General features: G+C 33.8%; 14 protein-coding genes. 12 read left to right on the top strand and 2 right to left on the bottom strand.

Going from position 1 to position 20,359, the window contains the following annotated elements; genetic code table 11:
- Positions 1 to 241 precede the first annotated feature (241 nt).
- Entirely contained in the window at positions 242 to 931 is a 690-nt protein-coding gene (locus FQU23_RS06515; protein WP_147673152.1) for a DUF2461 domain-containing protein, read from the bottom strand.
- 201 nt (positions 932 to 1,132) lie between these two features.
- Here FQU23_RS06515 and FQU23_RS06510 point away from each other — a divergent pair, with 201 nt between their 5' ends.
- The 3 genes from FQU23_RS06510 to dnaK all read left to right on the top strand — a co-directional run bounded on the left by FQU23_RS06510 (position 1,133) and on the right by dnaK (position 3,859).
- Positions 1,133 to 1,291, top strand: coding sequence for a hypothetical protein (locus tag FQU23_RS06510; RefSeq protein ID WP_165425735.1), 159 nt, complete (start codon positions 1,133 to 1,135; stop codon positions 1,289 to 1,291).
- A gap of 47 nt (positions 1,292 to 1,338) precedes the next feature.
- Positions 1,339 to 1,587 carry a DUF6922 domain-containing protein gene (locus FQU23_RS06505; protein WP_147673151.1) on the top strand — a complete coding sequence of 83 codons (249 nt, stop codon included), beginning with the start codon at positions 1,339 to 1,341 and terminating at the stop codon, positions 1,585 to 1,587.
- 388 nt (positions 1,588 to 1,975) lie between these two features.
- Positions 1,976 to 3,859 carry a molecular chaperone DnaK gene (gene dnaK, locus FQU23_RS06500; RefSeq protein WP_147673150.1) on the top strand — a complete coding sequence of 628 codons (1,884 nt, stop codon included), beginning with the start codon at positions 1,976 to 1,978 and terminating at the stop codon, positions 3,857 to 3,859.
- 79 nt (positions 3,860 to 3,938) lie between these two features.
- Here the strand turns inward: dnaK and FQU23_RS06495 are convergent, their stop codons facing one another.
- Positions 3,939 to 4,838 (bottom strand): Brp/Blh family beta-carotene 15,15'-dioxygenase, encoded by a 900-nt coding sequence (locus tag FQU23_RS06495; RefSeq protein ID WP_147673149.1) that lies wholly within the window; start codon positions 4,836 to 4,838, stop codon positions 3,939 to 3,941.
- A 113-nt stretch (positions 4,839 to 4,951) separates the two neighbouring features.
- Here FQU23_RS06495 and FQU23_RS06490 point away from each other — a divergent pair, with 113 nt between their 5' ends.
- From FQU23_RS06490 to FQU23_RS06450, 9 genes are all read left to right on the top strand, one after another.
- Positions 4,952 to 5,677 (top strand): bacteriorhodopsin-like, encoded by a 726-nt coding sequence (locus FQU23_RS06490; RefSeq protein ID WP_147673148.1) that lies wholly within the window; start codon positions 4,952 to 4,954, stop codon positions 5,675 to 5,677.
- Positions 5,678 to 5,902: 225 nt separating this feature from the next.
- Complete coding sequence (gene corA, locus FQU23_RS06485) at positions 5,903 to 6,973, top strand: magnesium/cobalt transporter CorA (protein ID WP_147673147.1); 1,071 nt, start codon at positions 5,903 to 5,905, stop codon at positions 6,971 to 6,973.
- A 55-nt stretch (positions 6,974 to 7,028) separates the two neighbouring features.
- Complete coding sequence (gene pta, locus FQU23_RS06480; protein WP_147673146.1) at positions 7,029 to 9,122, top strand: phosphate acetyltransferase; 2,094 nt, start codon at positions 7,029 to 7,031, stop codon at positions 9,120 to 9,122.
- A gap of 174 nt (positions 9,123 to 9,296) precedes the next feature.
- Positions 9,297 to 10,481, top strand: a complete 1,185-nt coding sequence (locus tag FQU23_RS06475) for an acetate/propionate family kinase (RefSeq protein ID WP_147673145.1) — start codon at positions 9,297 to 9,299, stop codon at positions 10,479 to 10,481.
- Positions 10,482 to 10,574: 93 nt separating this feature from the next.
- Positions 10,575 to 13,319: a histidine kinase gene (locus FQU23_RS06470; RefSeq protein WP_245181078.1), complete on the top strand. Its 2,745-nt coding sequence runs from the start codon at positions 10,575 to 10,577 to the stop codon at positions 13,317 to 13,319.
- A 253-nt stretch (positions 13,320 to 13,572) separates the two neighbouring features.
- A complete protein-coding gene (locus FQU23_RS06465) occupies positions 13,573 to 16,551 on the top strand; it encodes a SusC/RagA family TonB-linked outer membrane protein (RefSeq protein WP_147673143.1) in 2,979 nt (992 codons plus the stop codon).
- Between the two features lie 5 nt (positions 16,552 to 16,556).
- Complete coding sequence (locus tag FQU23_RS06460; RefSeq protein ID WP_147673142.1) at positions 16,557 to 18,029, top strand: RagB/SusD family nutrient uptake outer membrane protein; 1,473 nt, start codon at positions 16,557 to 16,559, stop codon at positions 18,027 to 18,029.
- Positions 18,030 to 18,109: 80 nt separating this feature from the next.
- Entirely contained in the window at positions 18,110 to 19,489 is a 1,380-nt protein-coding gene (locus tag FQU23_RS06455) for a glucoamylase family protein (protein ID WP_147673141.1), read from the top strand.
- A gap of 167 nt (positions 19,490 to 19,656) precedes the next feature.
- On the top strand, positions 19,657 to 20,355 hold the full coding sequence (locus tag FQU23_RS06450) for a prolyl oligopeptidase family serine peptidase (RefSeq protein ID WP_147673140.1): 699 nt from the start codon (positions 19,657 to 19,659) through the stop codon (positions 20,353 to 20,355).
- Positions 20,356 to 20,359: the final 4 nt, after the last annotated feature.

The raw sequence follows: 20,359 nt of genomic DNA, 5'->3' as shown, positions 1-20,359 counted from the left end.
CTTGTTTATTAGATGAGCATTTCAATTACTAATTTTTATATAAAAAAAAGCTTTCAAAGTTTCGAGCGTTCTACAAATATTTAGAACTATCTAAGATGCCGCGGACCTAAAAACCTTTCTTTAAAAATTTAAAAGTAATAAAAAAAATACTAAAATGAGGGAATAGAATGTGTTTGTAAATTAAAAATAAAGCATTAGAATCTTGGGTTTCCTAATTTTAAATTTTGTCCTGCAGGCTGTTTTAAACTTTACTCTCTCCATTTAAATCAGTTGTAAGTACAAGACTCATATAGTCAAAAAACGGTCGTACCGATTTAAATAATTCGTTTACTTTGTTTATGAAATGGGGGTCAACTACTTCTTGATCAGTAAAATGATGTCTCAAGATAAATTGCTTGTGCCGTATTAAATCGATTGCTTCATGGTCTTTTGAAAACCCTCTTGGAGACGTTAGAACTTTATCGCCAGCCAACTCTGTAAAATTTTCCTTTATTGATTTAGAGTTAAAAATTTCACGCCAGGCGTCATGATTTAGTTCGATATCTTTTCTTATTCTTTTTAGGTCATCTGGATTAGGTGAGAAAAAACCGCATGCTAGAAAACTATTTTCGGGTTGGATATTCAAATAATACCCACCTCTTTTTAAGGAGGTAGCTCGTTGTAATCCTATTGCAAAACGAGCTTTATAAGGCAATTTGTTTTTACTAAATCGAACATCATTATAGATTCGGTACAGACTTTTTTTACCATAAGTATTTTCGATGGCGTCGTGAGAATTCATTAGAAGTATAAGTTGGTCAGCAAAAGCGATAATGTTATTTTGTGCTGTAGTATATTGTGTTTTATTTTCGGTAAACCAGTCTCTATTGTTATTCTTCTCTAGATTTTTTAAAAAAGTAATGCTGCTTGTTTTTATAGTGGAGTTTTTCATTTAATTGAATTTATAGGATATTTCATGGTTTTCATCTAAAATGGCGTTCTCCAAAAATAAGCAACTTTTCTATTGTAGTAGAAAGCGAAGAGGTTAAAGTTTTCTAGTTGTTTTTGGATTAAAAAGGTTTAGTGCTGATTTTCGATAATTGTTTGAATATCAAATTAAAAATATATAAACAAGATTGTTTGCATTTTTATTATGAAAACGATAGACATCATAAAAGGAATTCATGCAGGGAAGATGGTAGGGCGGGAATTAAAGAAAAGGAACATCAATAAAAGGCAGTTTGCGCTTTCCATAGATGTACATCCTCAAACTTTGGGTGCGATTATAAAAGGCATGACGTATGAATGTTAATTTGTCGCTAAAATTGAGGAAAAGCTAGAATTTGAAAAGGTTTCTTGATGACGCTTCAAGTTTTTTATGACATAAAGGAAGCCAAGAAAGACAAAAGTTATCAACCAGATATGTCGAAATTAAGAAAGGTACCTTTTTGGGACACTACTTTTGATAGAATTGATTGGAAGCAAAATAAAATTGCAGTTGTTAAACGTGTGTTTTCGAGAGGTACTGAAATTGAACAGGAAGAGATAATTCGTTTTTATGGTAAGGACGTAGTAGAATGTATTAAATTATTAGATCGCCAATTATAGTATAAATTGAAAAATCTTCTTTAGAAAACCGTTTCGCCTTTGCTTAAAGAGATTCTTATTGATTTGATGGATGAGTCTTTGTTTTCTCCTTTCAGGTTGATGGGAGGAATGGCTTTGAGTTTGCAAATAGGTTACAGCGTGTCGGTGGATATTGATTTTTTTGAAAAAATAGATAAAAGTTATAACTCCGCTAATACATACTTAAACTGCCACTCATACTGTGTTATTTTTTCAATGTCAGTCAATTCAAAATGTCATCTTGGCAGATTATTTTCCGCCATTTTAACATAAACTGACAATTAATAAGGAGCTTTTGGCTTGGCACAAAGATTGCTTTAGAGTCATCAAGTTATAAAAACAAGTATACAATAAATTAAATATATTAAAAATGGGTAAAATAATCGGAATTGATTTAGGTACGACAAACTCTTGTGTCTCTGTAATGGAAGGTAACGAAGCAGTTGTTATCCCTAATGCAGAAGGAAAAAGAACAACACCATCTATCATCGCTTTTGTTGAAGGTGGAGAGATTAAAGTGGGAGATCCTGCAAAAAGACAAGCGGTAACAAATCCTACCAAAACAATTGCTTCTATTAAACGTTTTATGGGTCATTCTTTTTCTGAAGTTTCGGCTGAAGCAAAAAGAGTTTCTTACAAAGTAGTAAAAGGGGACAACAATACACCACGTGTTGATATTGATGGTCGTTTATATACTGCACAAGAATTGTCAGCAATGACACTTCAAAAAATGAAAAAAACTGCTGAAGACTATTTAGGTCAAACAGTTACTGAGGCAGTTATTACTGTTCCTGCTTACTTTAATGATTCACAACGTCAAGCGACTAAAGAAGCTGGTGAAATTGCAGGTCTTAAAGTTATGCGTATTATCAACGAGCCTACAGCTGCAGCTTTAGCTTACGGTCTTGATAAAAAAGGAAAAGATCAAAAAATTGCTGTTTACGATTTAGGTGGAGGTACATTTGATATCTCTGTTCTTGAATTAGGAGACGGAGTTTTTGAAGTATTGTCTACAAATGGTGATACTCACCTTGGTGGAGATGATTTTGACCACGAAATTATTGACTGGTTAGCTGCTGATTTCTTAGCTGAAGAAGGTATTGATTTACGTTTAGATCCAATGTCTTTGCAACGTTTGAAAGAAGCTGCTGAGAAAGCAAAAATTGAATTGTCTTCTTCTGCTGAAACTGAAATCAACTTACCATACGTAACTGCTACAGCTTCAGGACCAAAACACTTAGTTAAAAAATTAACTAGAGCTCAATTTGAGAAATTAACTGACGCATTAGTAAAACGTTCTATGGCACCAGTTGCTAAATCATTGAAGGATGCAGGTTTAACTGTTTCTGATATTGACGAAGTTATTCTTGTTGGAGGTTCTACTCGTATGCCAAGAATTGCTGAAGAAGTGGAAAAATTCTTTGGTAAAAAAGCGTCTAAAGGAGTTAACCCTGATGAAGTTGTTGCAATTGGAGCAGCTATTCAAGGTGGAGTTCTTTCTGGAGATGTAAAAGATGTATTGTTACTTGACGTTACACCTTTATCTTTAGGTATCGAAACTATGGGTGGTGTTATGACAACTCTTATTGAGTCTAATACTACTATTCCAACTAAAAAATCACAAGTATTCTCTACTGCTGCAGATTCTCAACCAACAGTTGAAATTCACGTATTGCAAGGAGCTAGAGCAATGGCTGCTGATAATAAAACAATTGGTCGTTTCCATTTAGATGGTTTACCACCAGCTCCAAGAGGGGTTCCACAAATTGAAGTAACTTTTGATATTGATGCTAATGGTATCATCAAAGTTTCGGCAACTGATAAAGGAACTGGAAAATCTCACGATATTCGTATCGAAGCTTCTTCTGGATTAACATCTGAAGAAATCGAAAAAATGAAACAAGATGCTGAAGCTAACGCTGAGTCTGACAAAATCGCAAGAGAAAGAGCTGAAAAATTGAACGAAGCAGATGGAATGATCTTCCAAACTGAAACTCAATTGAAAGAGTTAGGGGATAAATTATCTGACGAAAACAAAGTAGCTGTAGAATATGCATTAACTGAATTGAGAATGGCTCACCAATCTCAAGACATTCCTGCAATCCAAACTGCGCTTGATAATATCAATGCTGCTTGGAAAACTGCAACTGAAGCAATGTACGCTCAAGGAGAACAAGGTCAAGGTGCTGCACAGCCACAAGCTGAAACGCAAGGAGATGATGTTCAAGATGTAGATTACGAAGAAGTAAAATAATTATTTCCGGTAGAGATGTTCTACGGTCCATCTCTACCTATATAATACAAAAAACCGAGCTAGAAATAGCTCGGTTTTTTTATGCGCTTTTTGTATTTTTTTTATGCATCATTTTCAGAATTACTAATACGTGTGGAAATGTGATAGCTGCAAGAAAAGAAAAAAACAGAGCATTAAATATCTCCTTATCTCTAAATAGGAAATAGAGAAGTCCGATTCCTAATAATGAAGCCAGCCAATACACAAAGGCGTTCCTAGAGTAGGCTATAAAGTTGCTAAAAGTAAATGAACCATAAATAAATTTTATTTGATCTAAAATAGAAGGAATACTATGCCAAATAATAAAGTAGATTGCAAACCCCCATATTAAACTCGAAGTTTTAAATATTATGGCAAAAACCACAAGCAAAAATAATTCTGTCTGTAATTTTTTTCGAAAGGATTCAAATTTCCAATAAAAATAAGCGCTTATACTTAGGAAGATCAATCCGCTAGTCATGAAGATTTCATTTATATATAACGTAGGTATTTTAAATCGTATAATCTCAGTTACGATCACTTTGACTTCATTGGAATGAAAGAAAAATAATAAAAATAATATAACGATTCCGTAAATGAAAGGGTAAAAGGTCAGGATGTATTTTGATGCTTTAAAATTTAAATAGAACCCTTGCTGATCGCCAAAGTGAAAGGCACTAACTAGAATAAACAGAAGCAAGGCTACTATCGGTATCAAATAGAATAATAATAGTCCAAAAAGTACTGCAATAACATAATAGAGTACTATTTTTTTAGATGAAATTTTATTTTTCGAATCGTTTGTATTCTTAATTAAAAGCAAATCATTAGCGCCATGTAGAATTCCAAAGCTAAAAATGAGGGAAAAACCAATGAATATTTGTATTTCTTTAGGGAAAAAGGAGTTGAGCCATAAGCAAAAAAAGCTTGCTACGATTGCAATATTTGTATATCTAAGCATTGTTAATAATTTTGTTTAAAGTTAAGTTAAAATAGTTAAACAAAAAACATTTTGTTTGTTTAACTATTCTTATATTTATATGAACAAAAAAAAATCAACCTTAAATTTTAACTATGACAAATTTTATGTTTATTTCAGGAATGGTATCAAAGTTATCTCCTACGGACTATGTAGGGTTTACTTTTTTCGTAGGGTGCATGGCAATGATGGCCGCATCTGCATTTTTCTTTTTATCACTGAGCCAGTTTGACAAAAAGTGGCGTACTTCAGTGTTGGTTTCGGGTTTAATTACTTTTATTGCTGCAGTACATTATTTCTACATGAGAGATTATTGGGCTGCATTTGGTGAATCACCTACTTTTTTCCGCTATGTTGACTGGGTATTGACGGTGCCATTAATGTGTGTTGAGTTTTATTTAATATTAAAAATAGCAGGAGCCAAGCAATCCTTGTTATGGAAAATGATTATCTATTCTTTAATCATGTTAGTTACAGGTTACTTTGGAGAAGTTGTAGATACAGCAAATGCTTCAGTGTGGGGAGCAGTTTCAGGATTAGCTTATTTCGCAATTGTTTATGAAATATGGTTAGGAGAAGCTTCAAAACTAGCGAAAGCTGCAGGGGGAAATGTACTTGCTGCACACAAAATATTATGTTGGTTTGTACTTGTAGGTTGGTCAATCTACCCATTAGGGTATATGATGGGGACAACTGGATGGTACAACGGAATAATTCCTGCTGGTAATATTGATGTTGTTTACAATATTGCAGATGCAATCAATAAAATTGGTTTTGGATTGGTAATTTATACATTAGCTGTCAAATCACAAACGAACTAAAAAAAATAATATTTTTTGTTTATTAAAACCGAGCTAGAAATAGCTCGGTTTTTTGTTTTACTTTAAAACATGATTTATCTCATAAAACAAAAGCAGCAGTGTTAATACCTTTGTTTATTACCATTATGAACTATTAGTAATTTTCGTCAGTACGTTTTTCAAAAACGTTAAGGTAGTATTGATTGAAAAAAGTTTTTTGTAATATTACCGTATATATTATTCTGAATGAGAAAAATAAAATATAAAAAGAGTCGAAAAGCACAGCCAAATCAGCTGGAATACACGGGAAGGCATAAAAAGATGGAATCGGAGATGCAATTGTTTGCGTATGACTCGGTCGAATTTATTGAATATGAGGGTATTGATGCTTTAGATTTAAAGGCTTGTATTAATGAACAAAAAACAAATTGGCTCAATCTACATGGTTTAAATGAAATTGAAATAATTGAAGAAATTGGGGCCTTTTTTAAAATAGATAATTTTCTGCTTTCGGATATATTAAATACGACGAGGAGAACAAAGCTAGAGGAATCTCCTGACACTTTGTTTTTTAATATAAAATCGATGTTGCCTACAGAGAATTCTGATAACATCAGCGTGGAGCAGATTAGTTTTTTAATAAGAAATAATGTTCTTATATCCTTCCAAGAAAAGAGAAGTGATTTTTTTTCGCATATAAGGGAACGAATTAGAAACCAAGTTGGTAGTGTTCGTAGTAAAAAGGCTGATTTTTTACTGTATTTATTGTTAGATGCTGTTATGGAGAATTTCTACATCACTATCGAAAATGAAGAAGACAAAGTCGAAGAATTAATAAATCTTTCTAAGAATAGTGCTGATCCCAAAATTCTGGAGCGAATTGAGAAACACCGTGATAATTTTAATTTTTTAAAACGTTCGATTGTTCCACTTCGGGATTCCTTGTATGCGATTAAAAGTTTGAAAGAAGACGAAGATTTTAAAGTTATCGAATTAGAAACCTTCAGCTATTTTTCGAGATTGCATCAAAAAAGCTTAGAGCTTTTAGAGCAAATTGACTCAGATATGGGGATGTTAGAAAGTGCATCTAATTTCTTTTTCTCTTCGCAAACGCATAAGATGAATGAGATTATGAAAACATTGACCATTGTATCTGCAATATTTATTCCGCTTACTTTTATTGTTGGAATTTATGGGATGAATTTTGATAATATGCCCGAACTAAGGCAACATAATGGGTACTTTACGGTTATTGGTGTCATGATTTTAATCGTAATAGGAATGGTTTTTTATTTTAAAAAGCGTCGATGGTTTTAACTATTAAAGAAGGTAAATATTCAATTTATATTAGAATTAAATTTAAAAACAAAAAATGAACAAAGCCATATACATAGCGACTTCTGAGCACAATAGTGGCAAGTCGATTATTACTCTAGGTTTAATGAGTATGCTAATTGGTAAAACAGCCAAAGTAGGTTATTTTCGACCTATAATTGAGGATTTTGAAGATGGGAAATTAGACAATCACATCGAAACTGTAATCTCTCATTTTGGTCTGGATATTGCATTTGAAGATGCATTTGCCATTACCAAAAGCAAGCTCATAAAAAAGAAAAATCAAGGTAGAATAGGAGAAGTTCTCGATCTAATTATCGATAAATACAAACGACTGGAAGAACAATTTGATTTTGTTTTAGTTGAGGGAACGAGTTTTAGCGGTGAAGGAACCGTAATCGAACTCGATATGAACGTGTTAATCGCTAAAAACTTAGGGATTCCAACAATAATTGTGGGTTCTGGAGTTGGTAAAACATTAGATGAGTTAGTAGACAGCCTTTATTTGGCATACGATTCCTTTCGAGTAAAGGAAGTCGAAGTGTTGGGAATTATTGCTAATAAAGTACAACCTGAAAACATTCAATTAGTAACTGATGGTTTGAGAGCAAGTTTGCCAAAAGAGATTTTGGTTAATTCTATTCCAATTATTCACAGTTTGAATAATCCAACGATTAAAGAAATTGTTGATGAACTAGGTGCCAAAGTGCTTTTTGGTGGTGAATTCTTAAATAATCAAATTGGGAATTTTAGTGTTGGAGCCATGCAGCTGCGCAACTATTTGTTACACCTGAAAGAAAATGCGCTAGTAATCACTCCTGGTGATCGTGCTGATATTATTTTGGGAGCATTGCAAGCCAATGAATCTGCAAATTACCCAACGATTGCAGGAATAGTTTTAACGGGTAATATAGTCCCTGACGACAGTATTCTTAAATTAATTGAAGGACTGACTAGTATTGTTCCTATTATTTCTGTTGAAGAAGGTACCTATCGAATAACCAATAAAATAGGCGATATCAAAGCTAAGATTTATGCTGATAATAAGCAGAAAATCGAGACTTCTATAAATACTTTCGAAAAGTATGTTGATTTGGATAGTTTGGCTAAAAAACTAAGTTCTTTTGAAGCAGAAGGGATGACTCCAAAAATGTTTCAGTACAATCTTGTGAAAAGAGCCAAAAAACATAGAAAGCATATCGTTTTGCCAGAAGGGAATGACGATCGAATTATTATTGCTGCCTCTCGATTGTTAACTATGAATGTAGTTGATATTTCTATTCTCGGAAATAAAAAACAAATTGAAAATAAGGTAGCAGAATTAGGTATAGCTTTCGATTTTTCGAAAATAAAAATCATCAATCCTATTGAATCTGAGAATTATGAGGACTATGTAAATACCTATTATGAGTTGCGCAAGAACAAAAATGTAACTTTGGGAATGGCGAAGGATTTAATGGAAGACGGCTCGTATTTTGGGACAATGATGGTGTATAAAGGCCATGCGGACGGAATGGTTTCTGGAGCAGCTCATACCACCCAACATACGATTTTACCAGCCTTACAATTCATAAAAACGAAACCAGATAGTTGTATTGTTTCTTCAATATTTTTTATGTGTTTAGAAGATCGAGTATCTGTTTTTGGCGATTGCGCCATTAATCCGAATCCAACTGCAGAACAATTGGCCGAAATTGCAATTTCTTCAGCCGATTCCAGTTTAGCTTTCGGTATTGAACCAAAAGTGGCTATGCTGTCTTATTCTTCTGGTTCTTCGGGAAAAGGGGATGAAGTAGAGAAAGTGAGAAAAGCAACTGAAATAGTGCGATTAAAACGCCCTGATTTAAAAATTGAAGGACCAATACAATATGACGCCGCCGTTGATATGGCGATAGGACAAAGTAAAATGCCAAATTCAGAAGTGGCAGGACAGGCAAGTGTCCTTATTTTTCCTGATTTGAATACGGGTAACAATACTTATAAAGCAGTACAAAGAGAAACCGGAGCATTAGCTATAGGTCCTATGTTGCAAGGATTGAATAAACCCGTAAATGATTTAAGCCGTGGCTGTACAGTGGATGATATTATCAACACAGTGGTTATAACAGCGATACAGGCACAAGGTCTTTAAACTAGTTTCAGGTTTGAAGTTTTAAGTTAAAATATTGTATACAAACGATATCTACCCAGTGTTCCTCCTTCCAGTACCTATTGGATGGAGTACACCAGGGAAAGTATTACAAACAACATCCATCTAGTCTCCCTCTCCTTTGGAGAGGGGCGGGGTGAGAAAAATTTAATATAAATGAAAATAGTAATTATAAATTCAGGGAGTTCATCCATAAAATACCAATTAATTGAAATGCCTTCAAGAGCTGTTATTTGTAGCGGTATGATAGATAGAATAGGGCTAGAAACTTCAAATATTACCTATAAAACTAATACTGAATCTTTAGAAGAAAATAAACCTATTCTGAACCACAAAATAGGACTCGAAAGAATTGCACAACTGTTGATGGATCCTAGTATTGGTGTAATTAAAAGCACTCAAGAGATTGATGTCGTGGGACATCGCGTAGTTCACGGTGGTGCTAGTTTCTCTAACACGGTTCTTATTGATTCAGCGGTAAAGGAAAAAATAAAACAGCTTTCTCAGTTGGCACCTCTCCATAATCCCGCAAACTTGGAAGGAATAATTGTGGCAGAGGAGATTTTTAAAGAAGCTACGCAAGTAGCTGTTTTTGACACTGCTTTTCATCAAACGATTCCTGTTATAGCACATAAATATGCGATTCCCAATAAATTATTAACGGAGAATAAGATTAGAGTCTATGGTTTTCACGGAACGAGTCATAAATACGTTTCAGAAAGGGCTGCAGAATACTTAGAAAAAAGCGGTAAAATTATAACAATTCACTTGGGGAATGGCTGTAGTATGACCGCGATTAAAGATGGTGTTAGTATCGACCATAGTTTGGGTTTTGCACCTTCTAACGGACTTATTATGGGTACCAGAAGCGGTGATATAGATCAGTCGGTTGTGTTTTACATGGTTAATACGTTAGGTTATACTTTGGATGCAGTGAATAATCTATTGCTTAAAGAAAGCGGAATGCTAGGGCTTACCGGTTTCAGTGATTTGCGAGATATAGAATCACAAGCAGAACAAGGAAATAAGGAATGTCAGCTAGCATTAGCAATGAACGCCTACCGAATTAAAAAATTCATTGGTTCTTATACTGCGGTAATGAATGGTTTAGACGCCATTATTTTTACGGCTGGAATAGGAGAGAACTCGTCCTATATTAGAAAATTAGTTTGTACTGATATGGAGTATTTTGGACTGGATTTAGACGATGGTAAAAACGAAGTTCGTTCGAAAGAAATACGAGAAATAAACACGGTGAATTCGAAAACTAAAATTATGGTGATTCCAACTAATGAAGAAATTGAAATTGCCAATCAAGTTTATGAATTGCTATTGAGTTAAAATAAAAATATTAAAAAGCTTCTCTTTTGAGAGGCTTTTTTGTCCTTTATAATTGAATAAATGTAATTATATTTGGAGTTTAAACCACGAATTTTGAAAGCAAGAATATTTAGATTAATCCTTCTTTATTTTATATCCTCCCAACTTTACTCTCAAGAGTTGCTCCCTTTTGTCGAGAATTACAGCAAGTCCAATTATCAAGGAGATAATCAAACTTGGAATGTAGCACAAGGCAATGATGACGCTATGTATTTTGCCAATAATCATTATTTACTTAGATACGATGGTGTGAAATGGGAAAAAAACATGTTGCCTAATAAAACTATTATACGATCGATAATGGTAGATGGCGATAAAGTTTATTCGGGATCGTATAAGGAATTTGGCTACTGGTTTAGGAAAGAAGGCAAGATGCATTATGTTTCTATGTCCAATAAAAGTAACGTTTTTGACGATAGTAATAATGAGGAGATTTGGAAGATTTTTAAATTTAATAACAAAATCTATTTTCAGTCTTTTAATGGTCTTTTTCAATATGATGGCAAGACGATTAAACCCCAAAAATTCCCTTTTTTAGTATCATACTGCTTTGTGGTAAACAAGGAATTGCTAATCGCTTCTGTTGAAAAAGGGGTTTATAGGTTTAAGGATTCCAAGTTTAATAAAATTGAGGGCTGGTCTGTATTAGAGAATAATGTCATTCATGCAATTGAAAAGCAGCAAAACAGAACCTATATTTTCACAAAGAAAAATGGGGTTTACATTGAAGAAAATGGTATTCTGACGTCTTGGAACAACCCACTAAATACGATCTTGAAAGCAGCTAACATCAATGTGGCTAAGTTTATTAAAAACAATAAATTAGTCGTAGGAACTGCTAATAAAGGCATATTTATTTTTGACTTAAATTCGGGTTCTTATAAAAACATCAATCGCAATAACGTATTGATGAATAACTCGATATTGAGTATTGGCTTAGACAAAGAAAATGATTTATGGCTGGGTTTGGACAACGGTATTGCTCATATTGAGGTCAATTCTCCCGTTTCTATTTTTTATGATAATTCTGGCGCTTTGGGTTCGGTTTATTCGGTCGTAAAAACGAATAAAGGTTATTTAATGGCATCTAATCATGGTGTTTTTAAATATGAGGGAAATAATTTCTCCTTGATTCCAAATTCACAGGGACAGGCTTGGAATATTAGTAAAATTGATAGCAAGTATTTTATTGGTCATAACGAAGGGACTTTTATTTATGAAAAGCAGACTCTTTCTAAATTAAATGGAATAAACGGAGGCTGGAATTTAGTAAAAAGCAGTATTAATAACTCCTATTTACAAGCCAGCTACAGTGGTATTTTTATTTATACCGACTTAAAAAATTTAAATGATAGAATAACGATTACAGGATTATTGAAGCCCATCAAGTATGTAGCTCAAAATAAAAAAAATGAAATTTGGGCGGCTGACAATTATAGAGGTTTGTATAGGGTTCTCCATAATGATGCTTATGAAACGATAAAAGTAGAAAATATCACGCAAAAAAGTAAAATTAAAAATGACTTTGGCGTTAAGATATTTGAATTTAGAAACGAAATTCTTTTTTTGATTAATAATTCATGGTATACCTATAATTCCATTTCCAATCGATTGATTAAAAACGAGTTTTTTAGTTCAAATTTTAGGAATGTCTCTGATATTGTCAAAATTGATGAACATCATTTTATGATACTGCAAGACGGTTTGTTGTATCAGGTGTATGCCAATGAGAATAAATTTGTAAAAAATCTTATTCAAGAAAAATATTATAAAGGAAAAATCATCAATGATAATTTAAAAATATTTGAAGACAAGAAGAACTATTTGTTGAACTTGGACGATGGTTTTATCTCCTTCCAATTGAAAAACAGTACAAATTTAAAACCTAATGTGAAAATTGAGACTTTTGACAAGGATGTTTTACTGGCAAATGGCTCAAAAATAAAATACAACTCTGAGTTAAAGGTTAATGTGATTTCTGGTAAGTATGGATATAGTAAACCTAATATTTTTTACAAGTTAGATAAATCTGATGAGTTTATTGCTGTCAAGGAAGGTTTGATTGTGTTGAATAATTTAGATAATGGCGTTCACAAACTTATGGTATACGATTATAATGGAATTGAATTTAATGAAATTGCCCATTTCGGTTTTGAAGTAGCAAAACCTTGGTATTTTTCTTTTGGGATGATCGTTCTGTATCTGTTAATCATTGGAGGAGTTTTATACGTTTATTATAAATGGAATAAAATGCGGTATATTCAAAAACTGAAGTTAAAGGAAGAAGAGTTAAAGCATCAAAAGAAAATTCTTGAGATAGAATTAAAGTCCGAAAACGAATTGAATATCCAAGAATATGAGAAACACATTCTTGAATTAGAAGTACAATCAAAATCTACTGAGGTGGCCGGAAAATCTCTTTCGATTGCCAAACAAAGCGAAATGATCGAAAATATTCAAGGAATATTAGACAGTGAAACTGATTTTAACAAACTAAAAAGTGCAATTAAGAAGGCAATTAAGATTAATGCAGTGAACAAAAATGAATGGGAGACTTTTGAAACTAATCTGAACCAAATCCACAATGAATTTACCATCAATCTTTCAAAGAAATTTCCTGCTCTAACCTCAAAGGATATTAAGCTTTGCATCTACTTAAAAATGAATCTTTCTTCAAAAGAAATTGCTCCAATGATGAATATTTCTTTTAGAGGAGTAGAGTTACATCGTTATAGATTGAGAAAAAAACTGCAACTTAGTAAAGAAGAAAGTCTTTCTAAGTTTTTAATATCTATATAAAAAGCCTTTTTTTTATCAGTATCTTATTTATTTAGCTGTTTTTCTACACTATTTGTAATAGCCTTTGCTACATCATTACTACATCAATGCGCTTTGTTAAGTGGCTCCGTTTTGGTATTTATAACGCTCATTATGAATATTTTAATAGTTGTTTTTTTATTTTTGATGTACTCATGTAGTAGTGCTATTTAACGTACTACAACGTTGTATTTAACTAATTTGGCTCTTCTAACTTAAACGAAATAATAAACCTATGAAAAATTTTATTTTTAGCTTTTTAGCACTCCTTCTTTTACCAGCCTATATGTCTGGGCAAATGATAAAAGGAAAAGTTGTTGACAGTAATGGAATGGGAATTCCTGGCGCTTTGATAATTTATTCAAATTCTAAGGCCAGTACAGATACCGATTTTGATGGAGTTTTTGAAATTGATGCTGCTATTGGAGAACAATTAAAAGTATCAATGATTGGATTTACTACGGTAAACATAAAGACCTCTCAAAACATGCTGGTTACACTTATAGAATCTAAAGAAATGGATCTTAAGGAAGTTGTTGTAATTGGATATGGAACAAGAAAAAAATCCGATAACACAGGTTCAATTTCACAACTTTCTTCAGAAGAGATTACTAAGATGAAAGTCTTAAACCCTACACAAGCTATACAAGGTAAAGCGACTGGTGTTCAGGTTATTGGTAATGACAGTCCAGGAAGTACTCCATCTTTAATCATTAGAGGTATTGGTACTTTTGGAGCGGATCGCACGCCATTATATGTAGTAGACGGAGTTCCTACTAAAAATATTAATAATATTAACTCGAATGATATTGCCACATTTGATATTTTAAAAGATGCTTCATCATTAGCAATTTATGGTAATCAGGCAGCAAATGGAGTTGTAATAATAACCACGAAAAGAGGTAAGGGAGCTAAACCAACTATTGAGTACGATGGCTTTTTTGGTATAAGAACTCCTTTAAGAAAAGTAGCTATGGCTGATGCCAATAGTTTTGCCAAATATTCTAACATTGCTGGGAACAATAGCCGTTTTGCTGAAAATCAAGCTTATAACACCAATTGGTTTGACGAAATTACGCGTATTGGAACTTACAATTCTAATAATATTTCTTTATCAGGAAGTACAGAAAAAGTCAATTACTTATTGAGTGTAAATAATTACCAAGAGAAAGGTGTTTTGAATGGTTTGGATTACCAACGATTTACAGTAAGAAATAACAATGAGTATAGGATTTCGGATAAATTTAAAGTGACGCAAAATTTTAGTGTTTCGAATTCAAAATCGAATCCGAAGCCTTTTTCAGCTTTTACAAATGCATATCGTCAATCATCTATAGTTCCAGTTAGGTATCCTGATGGAAAATGGGGTGCACCAATTATTGGGACTGACGGACAAATTGCTCAGTCAGGAGCTGTTTTTAACAATGCTGGGAATGCAGTTTCACAATTGCATTATTTTACTGAAGAGCAAAAAAGTTTACTTTTACAAGCTAGTTTAGGTATCGAATATAAAATCTTACCGGAATTGAAATTTACTTCACGTGGAGGAGTTGAATATAACAATTGGAAAAAGTTTTCTTTTACGCCAAATCAAGAACTTTGGCTAGCAGCTAATCCTACAAGGCTTCCTGCCAATTATTCTCCGCTCGATCCAATTAATGAATTAGTTGTAGGAAGAAGTGATTACTTCAACTGGAATTGGGATAATTTCTTAACTTACAATAAGACTTTTGCAGATATTCATGATGTTGAAGTTACTTTAGGAGCTTCTGCCCAAGAATGGGGGAGCAGAGAGAGTTTAGATGTAAAAGGAAGAAATGTGCCAGCAAATTCAGATTACTGGAGCTTGAACTTATCAACTTCTTCTACAAACAATGTGGTAACAAATCATCAAATTGGAAACCAAAAAAATCTAATTGGATATTTTGCCAGAGTTCAATATACTTTGATGGAAAGGTATTTACTTACAGGAACCATTCGTAGAGACGGTTCGTCTCAATTTCAAGAAGGTAAAAAATGGGGTAACTTTCCATCATTTGGTTTAGGGTGGATTTTAACTAAAGAAGAATTTTTAGAAAATAGTGAGGCTATCAATTTCATGAAACTTAGAGGAGGTTGGGGTAGACTTGGTAATCAAAATGTTCCAATTAATCAACAAACATTTAATTCTGGTGCAGGGTATGCTTACGATTTTGGAGGAGCATTATATTCAGGAACGACTATTGGTTCAATTATCGACCCCAATTTAGGTTGGGAAATTACTGAAGAAGCGTCTTTAGGTCTTGATTTTAAAACATTGAATAATAGACTTTCAGGGTCTCTTGATTGGTATAACAAAGCAACAAAAAATGTTATTCTAAATGTAACACCACCTTTAACTGTAGGTACAGGTAGTACACCATCTCATGCAGGTGAAATCACCAATAAAGGTTATGAAGTTAGTTTGCGTTGGGATGATTCTATAAATGAAGATTTCAAATATTGGATTGGTGGAAACTATTCTAATAATAAAAATGAAGTTTCAAAAGTATACAATCCATTAGCAATTAAGCAATATGGTGGAGATATAGGAAATGGTCAGGTTACCAAGCAATTAGCTGAAGGCCAGCCAATAGGTAGTTTCTATTTGTTTGAAGTAGCAGGTTATGACGCAAATGGTAATTTTACTTATTATGATAAGAATGGTGCTATCACATCTAATCCAGTTGAAACAGATCGTAAATTTTTTGGGTCTTCATTACCGGTTTATTATTATGGAATTAACCTAGGTTTCGAGTACAAAAACATCGATTTTTCTGTTGATGGATATGGCGTAGGAGGTAATAAAGTTTATAATGGTAAAAAAGCACAACGTTTTGGAAATGAAAATATAGAAGCTTCAATAGCAAATAATTTTTGGGCTGTTGATAATACTAATGCCACAAATCCAAAACCATTTAATGTAGTGCCTAGGTCGTCTACATACTATTTAGAATCAGGTGATTATTTTAGAATAAACAACATTACACTAGGATATACACTTCCAAAATTTTCCGAGTCAATTCCAAGGCTTAGAATTTATGCAAGTGCAATAAACCCATTTATTAGCCAAAAGTTTTCTGGATACAGTCCTGAGTTAAACGGAAATGGTGACCCTATGGGATCGCAAGGGATTGAATTAGGGTCTTACCCTACATTGAGCTCATTTATAATTGGTGCTAACATTAAATTTTAATAAAAATGAAAAAAATATATATTCCACTAGCTTTATTTAGTTTAGCGGTGTTGTCTACAAATTGTTCTAATGATTTTATAGATGTCGCTCCAACTGAAAACATTACCGAAGAAGACTTATTGACTGTTTATAATAATAACGAAGGTGCAGAGAGTTTTGTAGCTGCTGTCTATAGTAAAATGCTTGACTGGAACATGAGCTCTTTTGCTTGGAACGGCTTAACAAGTATTACCTCTGATGATGCTGATAAAGGTTCTGACCCTGGAGATACGGGTTCTGATAAAGATAAATGTGATGCCTTGACTCTTGACCCTACCTCACCATCTGTGCAAGATGTTTTTGAAGCTAATTATCAAGGAATTAGTAGAGCGAATATAGCCTTGGCTTATCTGCCAAAATTAGATAAAGCAGACGCTACGCTAAAGGCTAGATTAACTGGAGAAGCTAAATTTTTGCGTGCATTAATGTATTTTAATTTAGTAAGATGTTATGGAGGGGTACCTATTGTAGATCATGTTCCGTCTCCATCCTCAACAGAAGATACTGAAATGACATTGACCAGAAAATCAAAAGACGAGGTTTATGCTTTTATCGAAAGTGATTTAAAAGAAGCAATTAATGTTTTGCCTGAAAAATCAACTTACACAGCTAAAAATATCGGTAGAGCTACAAAAGGTGCAGCTCATGCTTTATTGGCTAAAGTTTATTTGTATCAAAAAAATTGGGTTGGAGTTAAAGAACAAACAGCCTTGGTTCTTGGTTACGATTTAGTAACGGACTATGCAACAATTTGGAGAGAAGCAGGAGAGGATAGTATTGAATCTATTTTTGAGATTCGTGGTTTTGCAGGAACTCCATCCAAAGGGATCAATAACTATTATGTAAGCCAAGGCGCTAGAGGTACGAGCGGTTGGGGTTGGGGTTTCAATGCTCCATCAGCAAATCTTGCCGCTTCTTATGAAGCAGGAGACGTTCGTAGAGATGCAACTATTATTTTTGCTGGAGAAACGCTATGGGATGGTAGAGTAGTTTCACCATTTGTTGCTAATCCTATGTATAATGAAAAGGCTTATGTGAGTAACACTAAAGAAACATTTAACGGTGATACTAACACGAATAAAAATATTAGAGTTTTGCGTTATGCTGAAGTTTTATTGATGCAAGCTGAAGCGGCAAATGAAAGTGGTTCTGGCGATGTTACAGGGCCATTAAATAGAGTTCGGAATAGAGCTAGATTGCCAAACACCACTGCTATAGGACAAGAAGCTTTACGTACAGCAATTAGAGCTGAGCGTCGTCATGAATTGGCTTTTGAACACGACAGATGGTTTGATATTGTAAGAACAGCTCAGGCAAAAGCAGTGATGACGGCTAATGGTAAAACATTTATCGAAGGAAAACATGAATTGTTTCCTATTCCACAAAAGTTTATTACACAAGCTGCAGGAAAATCAGAGCAGAATCCAGGATATAACTAATTCATTTTTATAAAGAGTTTCGCATTTCCAAACCTTTTTTGAGGTTTGGAAATGGAAACTAAATTTTAGAGTAAAAAAACATGTTTAAATTATCAGTATTATTTATATTATTTACAATTGTAGGCTGTGATTCGGTAGGTTCAAATATTAAGAATGGATCTGCTGAGACTCCTCTACCTAAAGATCCAGTTGTAAAACTATCCGATGAGGAATTAATTGATCTTGTTCAGAAACAAACCTTCTCTTATTTTTGGGAATATGCTGAAGCCAATTCGGGAATGGCAAGAGAACGCTATTTGCCAAGTGATCCTTCATTTGAGAAAAATATAATCACGACAGGCGGATCGGGTTTTGGATTAATGGCATTGGTTTCAGGGATGTCAAGGGGTTACATTACTCAAGAGCAAGGAGTAGAAAGATTGAATAAGATTGCTGAATTTTTAGATCGAACGGATCGTTTTCATGGTGCTTGGTCGCATTGGATTGATGGGAATACTGGAAAGGTAATTCCTTTTGGTACAAAAGATAATGGAGGCGATTTGGTAGAAACTTCCTTTTTGGTAGCCGGAATGATAACGGTACGTGAATATTTGAAAAACGGTTCCGAAAAAGAAAAGGCTGTTGCCCAAAAATTTGATACTCTTTGGAAAGGAGTAGACTGGCAATGGTATACCAATAATAGTAATTCCTTATATTGGCATTGGTCTCCAAGCTATGACTGGCAAATGAATTTTCCACTGGAGGGTTATAATGAATGTCTAATTACTTACGTAATGGCTACTTCATCTCCTACGCATTCTATTGCTCCAAACATTTACCACGAAGGATGGGCAAGAAGCGGGGGAATTAAAACGGAGAAAACCAAGTTTGGTTTGCCTTTGGTATTTAAACACAATGGAGCAGAAGAGTTTGGAGGACCTTTATTTTGGGCACATTATACCCATTTAGGATTGGACCCAAATCAGTTGACAGACAAGTATGCTAATTATTGGGATTTGAATTTCAACCACACTAAGATCAACCAATTGTATTGTGTTGAGAATCCTAAGAAATTTAAAGGTTATGGTGCCGATTATTGGGGGTTGACCGCATCTTATTCTAGAAACAGTGATGGCTCTACAGGATATAATGCCCACATGCCTAGCAATGATCAAGGGGTAATTTCGCCTACAGCTGCAATAAGCTCGATCGTATACACACCTGCAGAATCGATTGCAGTAATGCGAAATTTATATGAAAATCACAAAGAGGAGACTTGGGGAGTAGCCGGATTTTATGACGCACACAGTATGGAATACAACTGGACAGCTCAACGCTATTTAGCCATTGATCAGGGACCTGAAGTGGTGATGATTGAAAATTATCGTACAGGTTTATTGTGGAAATTGTTTATGAATGCCCCAGAAATTAAAGAGGGTTTAATTAAACTTGACTTTCACTCTGCTAAATACGGTTTTTAAGAATTTGACCCAAAGTGAGTTTGGTTAATAAAGACTTTTTTTTAACAGAAGAGTTATAGAAAAGATAGAGGCAAAATATTCTGTCCAACGATTACACATAAATAATTTTAAACATTAAAACAGCTGGTATAGCATTATGCTTAGCTGTTTTTAAATAATTTTTTAATATGAGAACATGCCTTTTGTTGCTGTCTTTACTATTGAGCCAGTTATCCTTTTCTCAATCTATTGTCAGCGGGACAATAAAAACGGAGATTGTACAAAAAAAACAGTTGGAGTATTTACTGCATAAACCAGAGAGTACCAAAGAGAAAAAACCATTGATTATTTTTCTTCATGGTTCTGGAGAAAAAGGAGCCGACTTAGAGAAAGTAAAAGCTCATGGGCCATTTAAGTATTTAAAAAACAACAAAATCGATGCCTTTGTTTTGGCTCCTCAATGTCCGGATAATGAATATTGGAACGAGGAAACCTTATACCGTTTGATTTTAAAAATTCAAAAAGAAAACAACATTGATTCAAACAGGATTTATCTAACCGGTTTGAGTATGGGAGCATGGGGTGCTTGGAATTTAGCCTTTGCTCATCCAGAGATGTTTGCAGCCTTAGTGCCTATTGCAGGATTTGTAGATAGAGTTCCTATGATTGAGAATTGCAAAATAAAAGCCATTCCAATTCGAATGTTTCACGGGCTATTGGACGATGTGGTAAACGTGGATTATTCGATTTCAATGTATAAAAAATTGAAAAACTGCAATAAAGACGTAGAGTTAACGATTTTTGACGATGCTAATCACGACAGTTGGTCCAGAGTGTACGATAGCAAGGAGATTTATGACTGGATGTTACAACAAATAAAAAAATAATATA

The organism is Flavobacterium sp. XN-5 (genome assembly GCF_008033395.2).
Classification (GTDB): Bacteria; Bacteroidota; Bacteroidia; order Flavobacteriales; family Flavobacteriaceae; genus Flavobacterium; species Flavobacterium hiemivividum.
The sequence above is the reverse complement of the archived record's forward strand: the minus strand, read 5'-3'. Positions and strand labels throughout refer to the sequence as shown.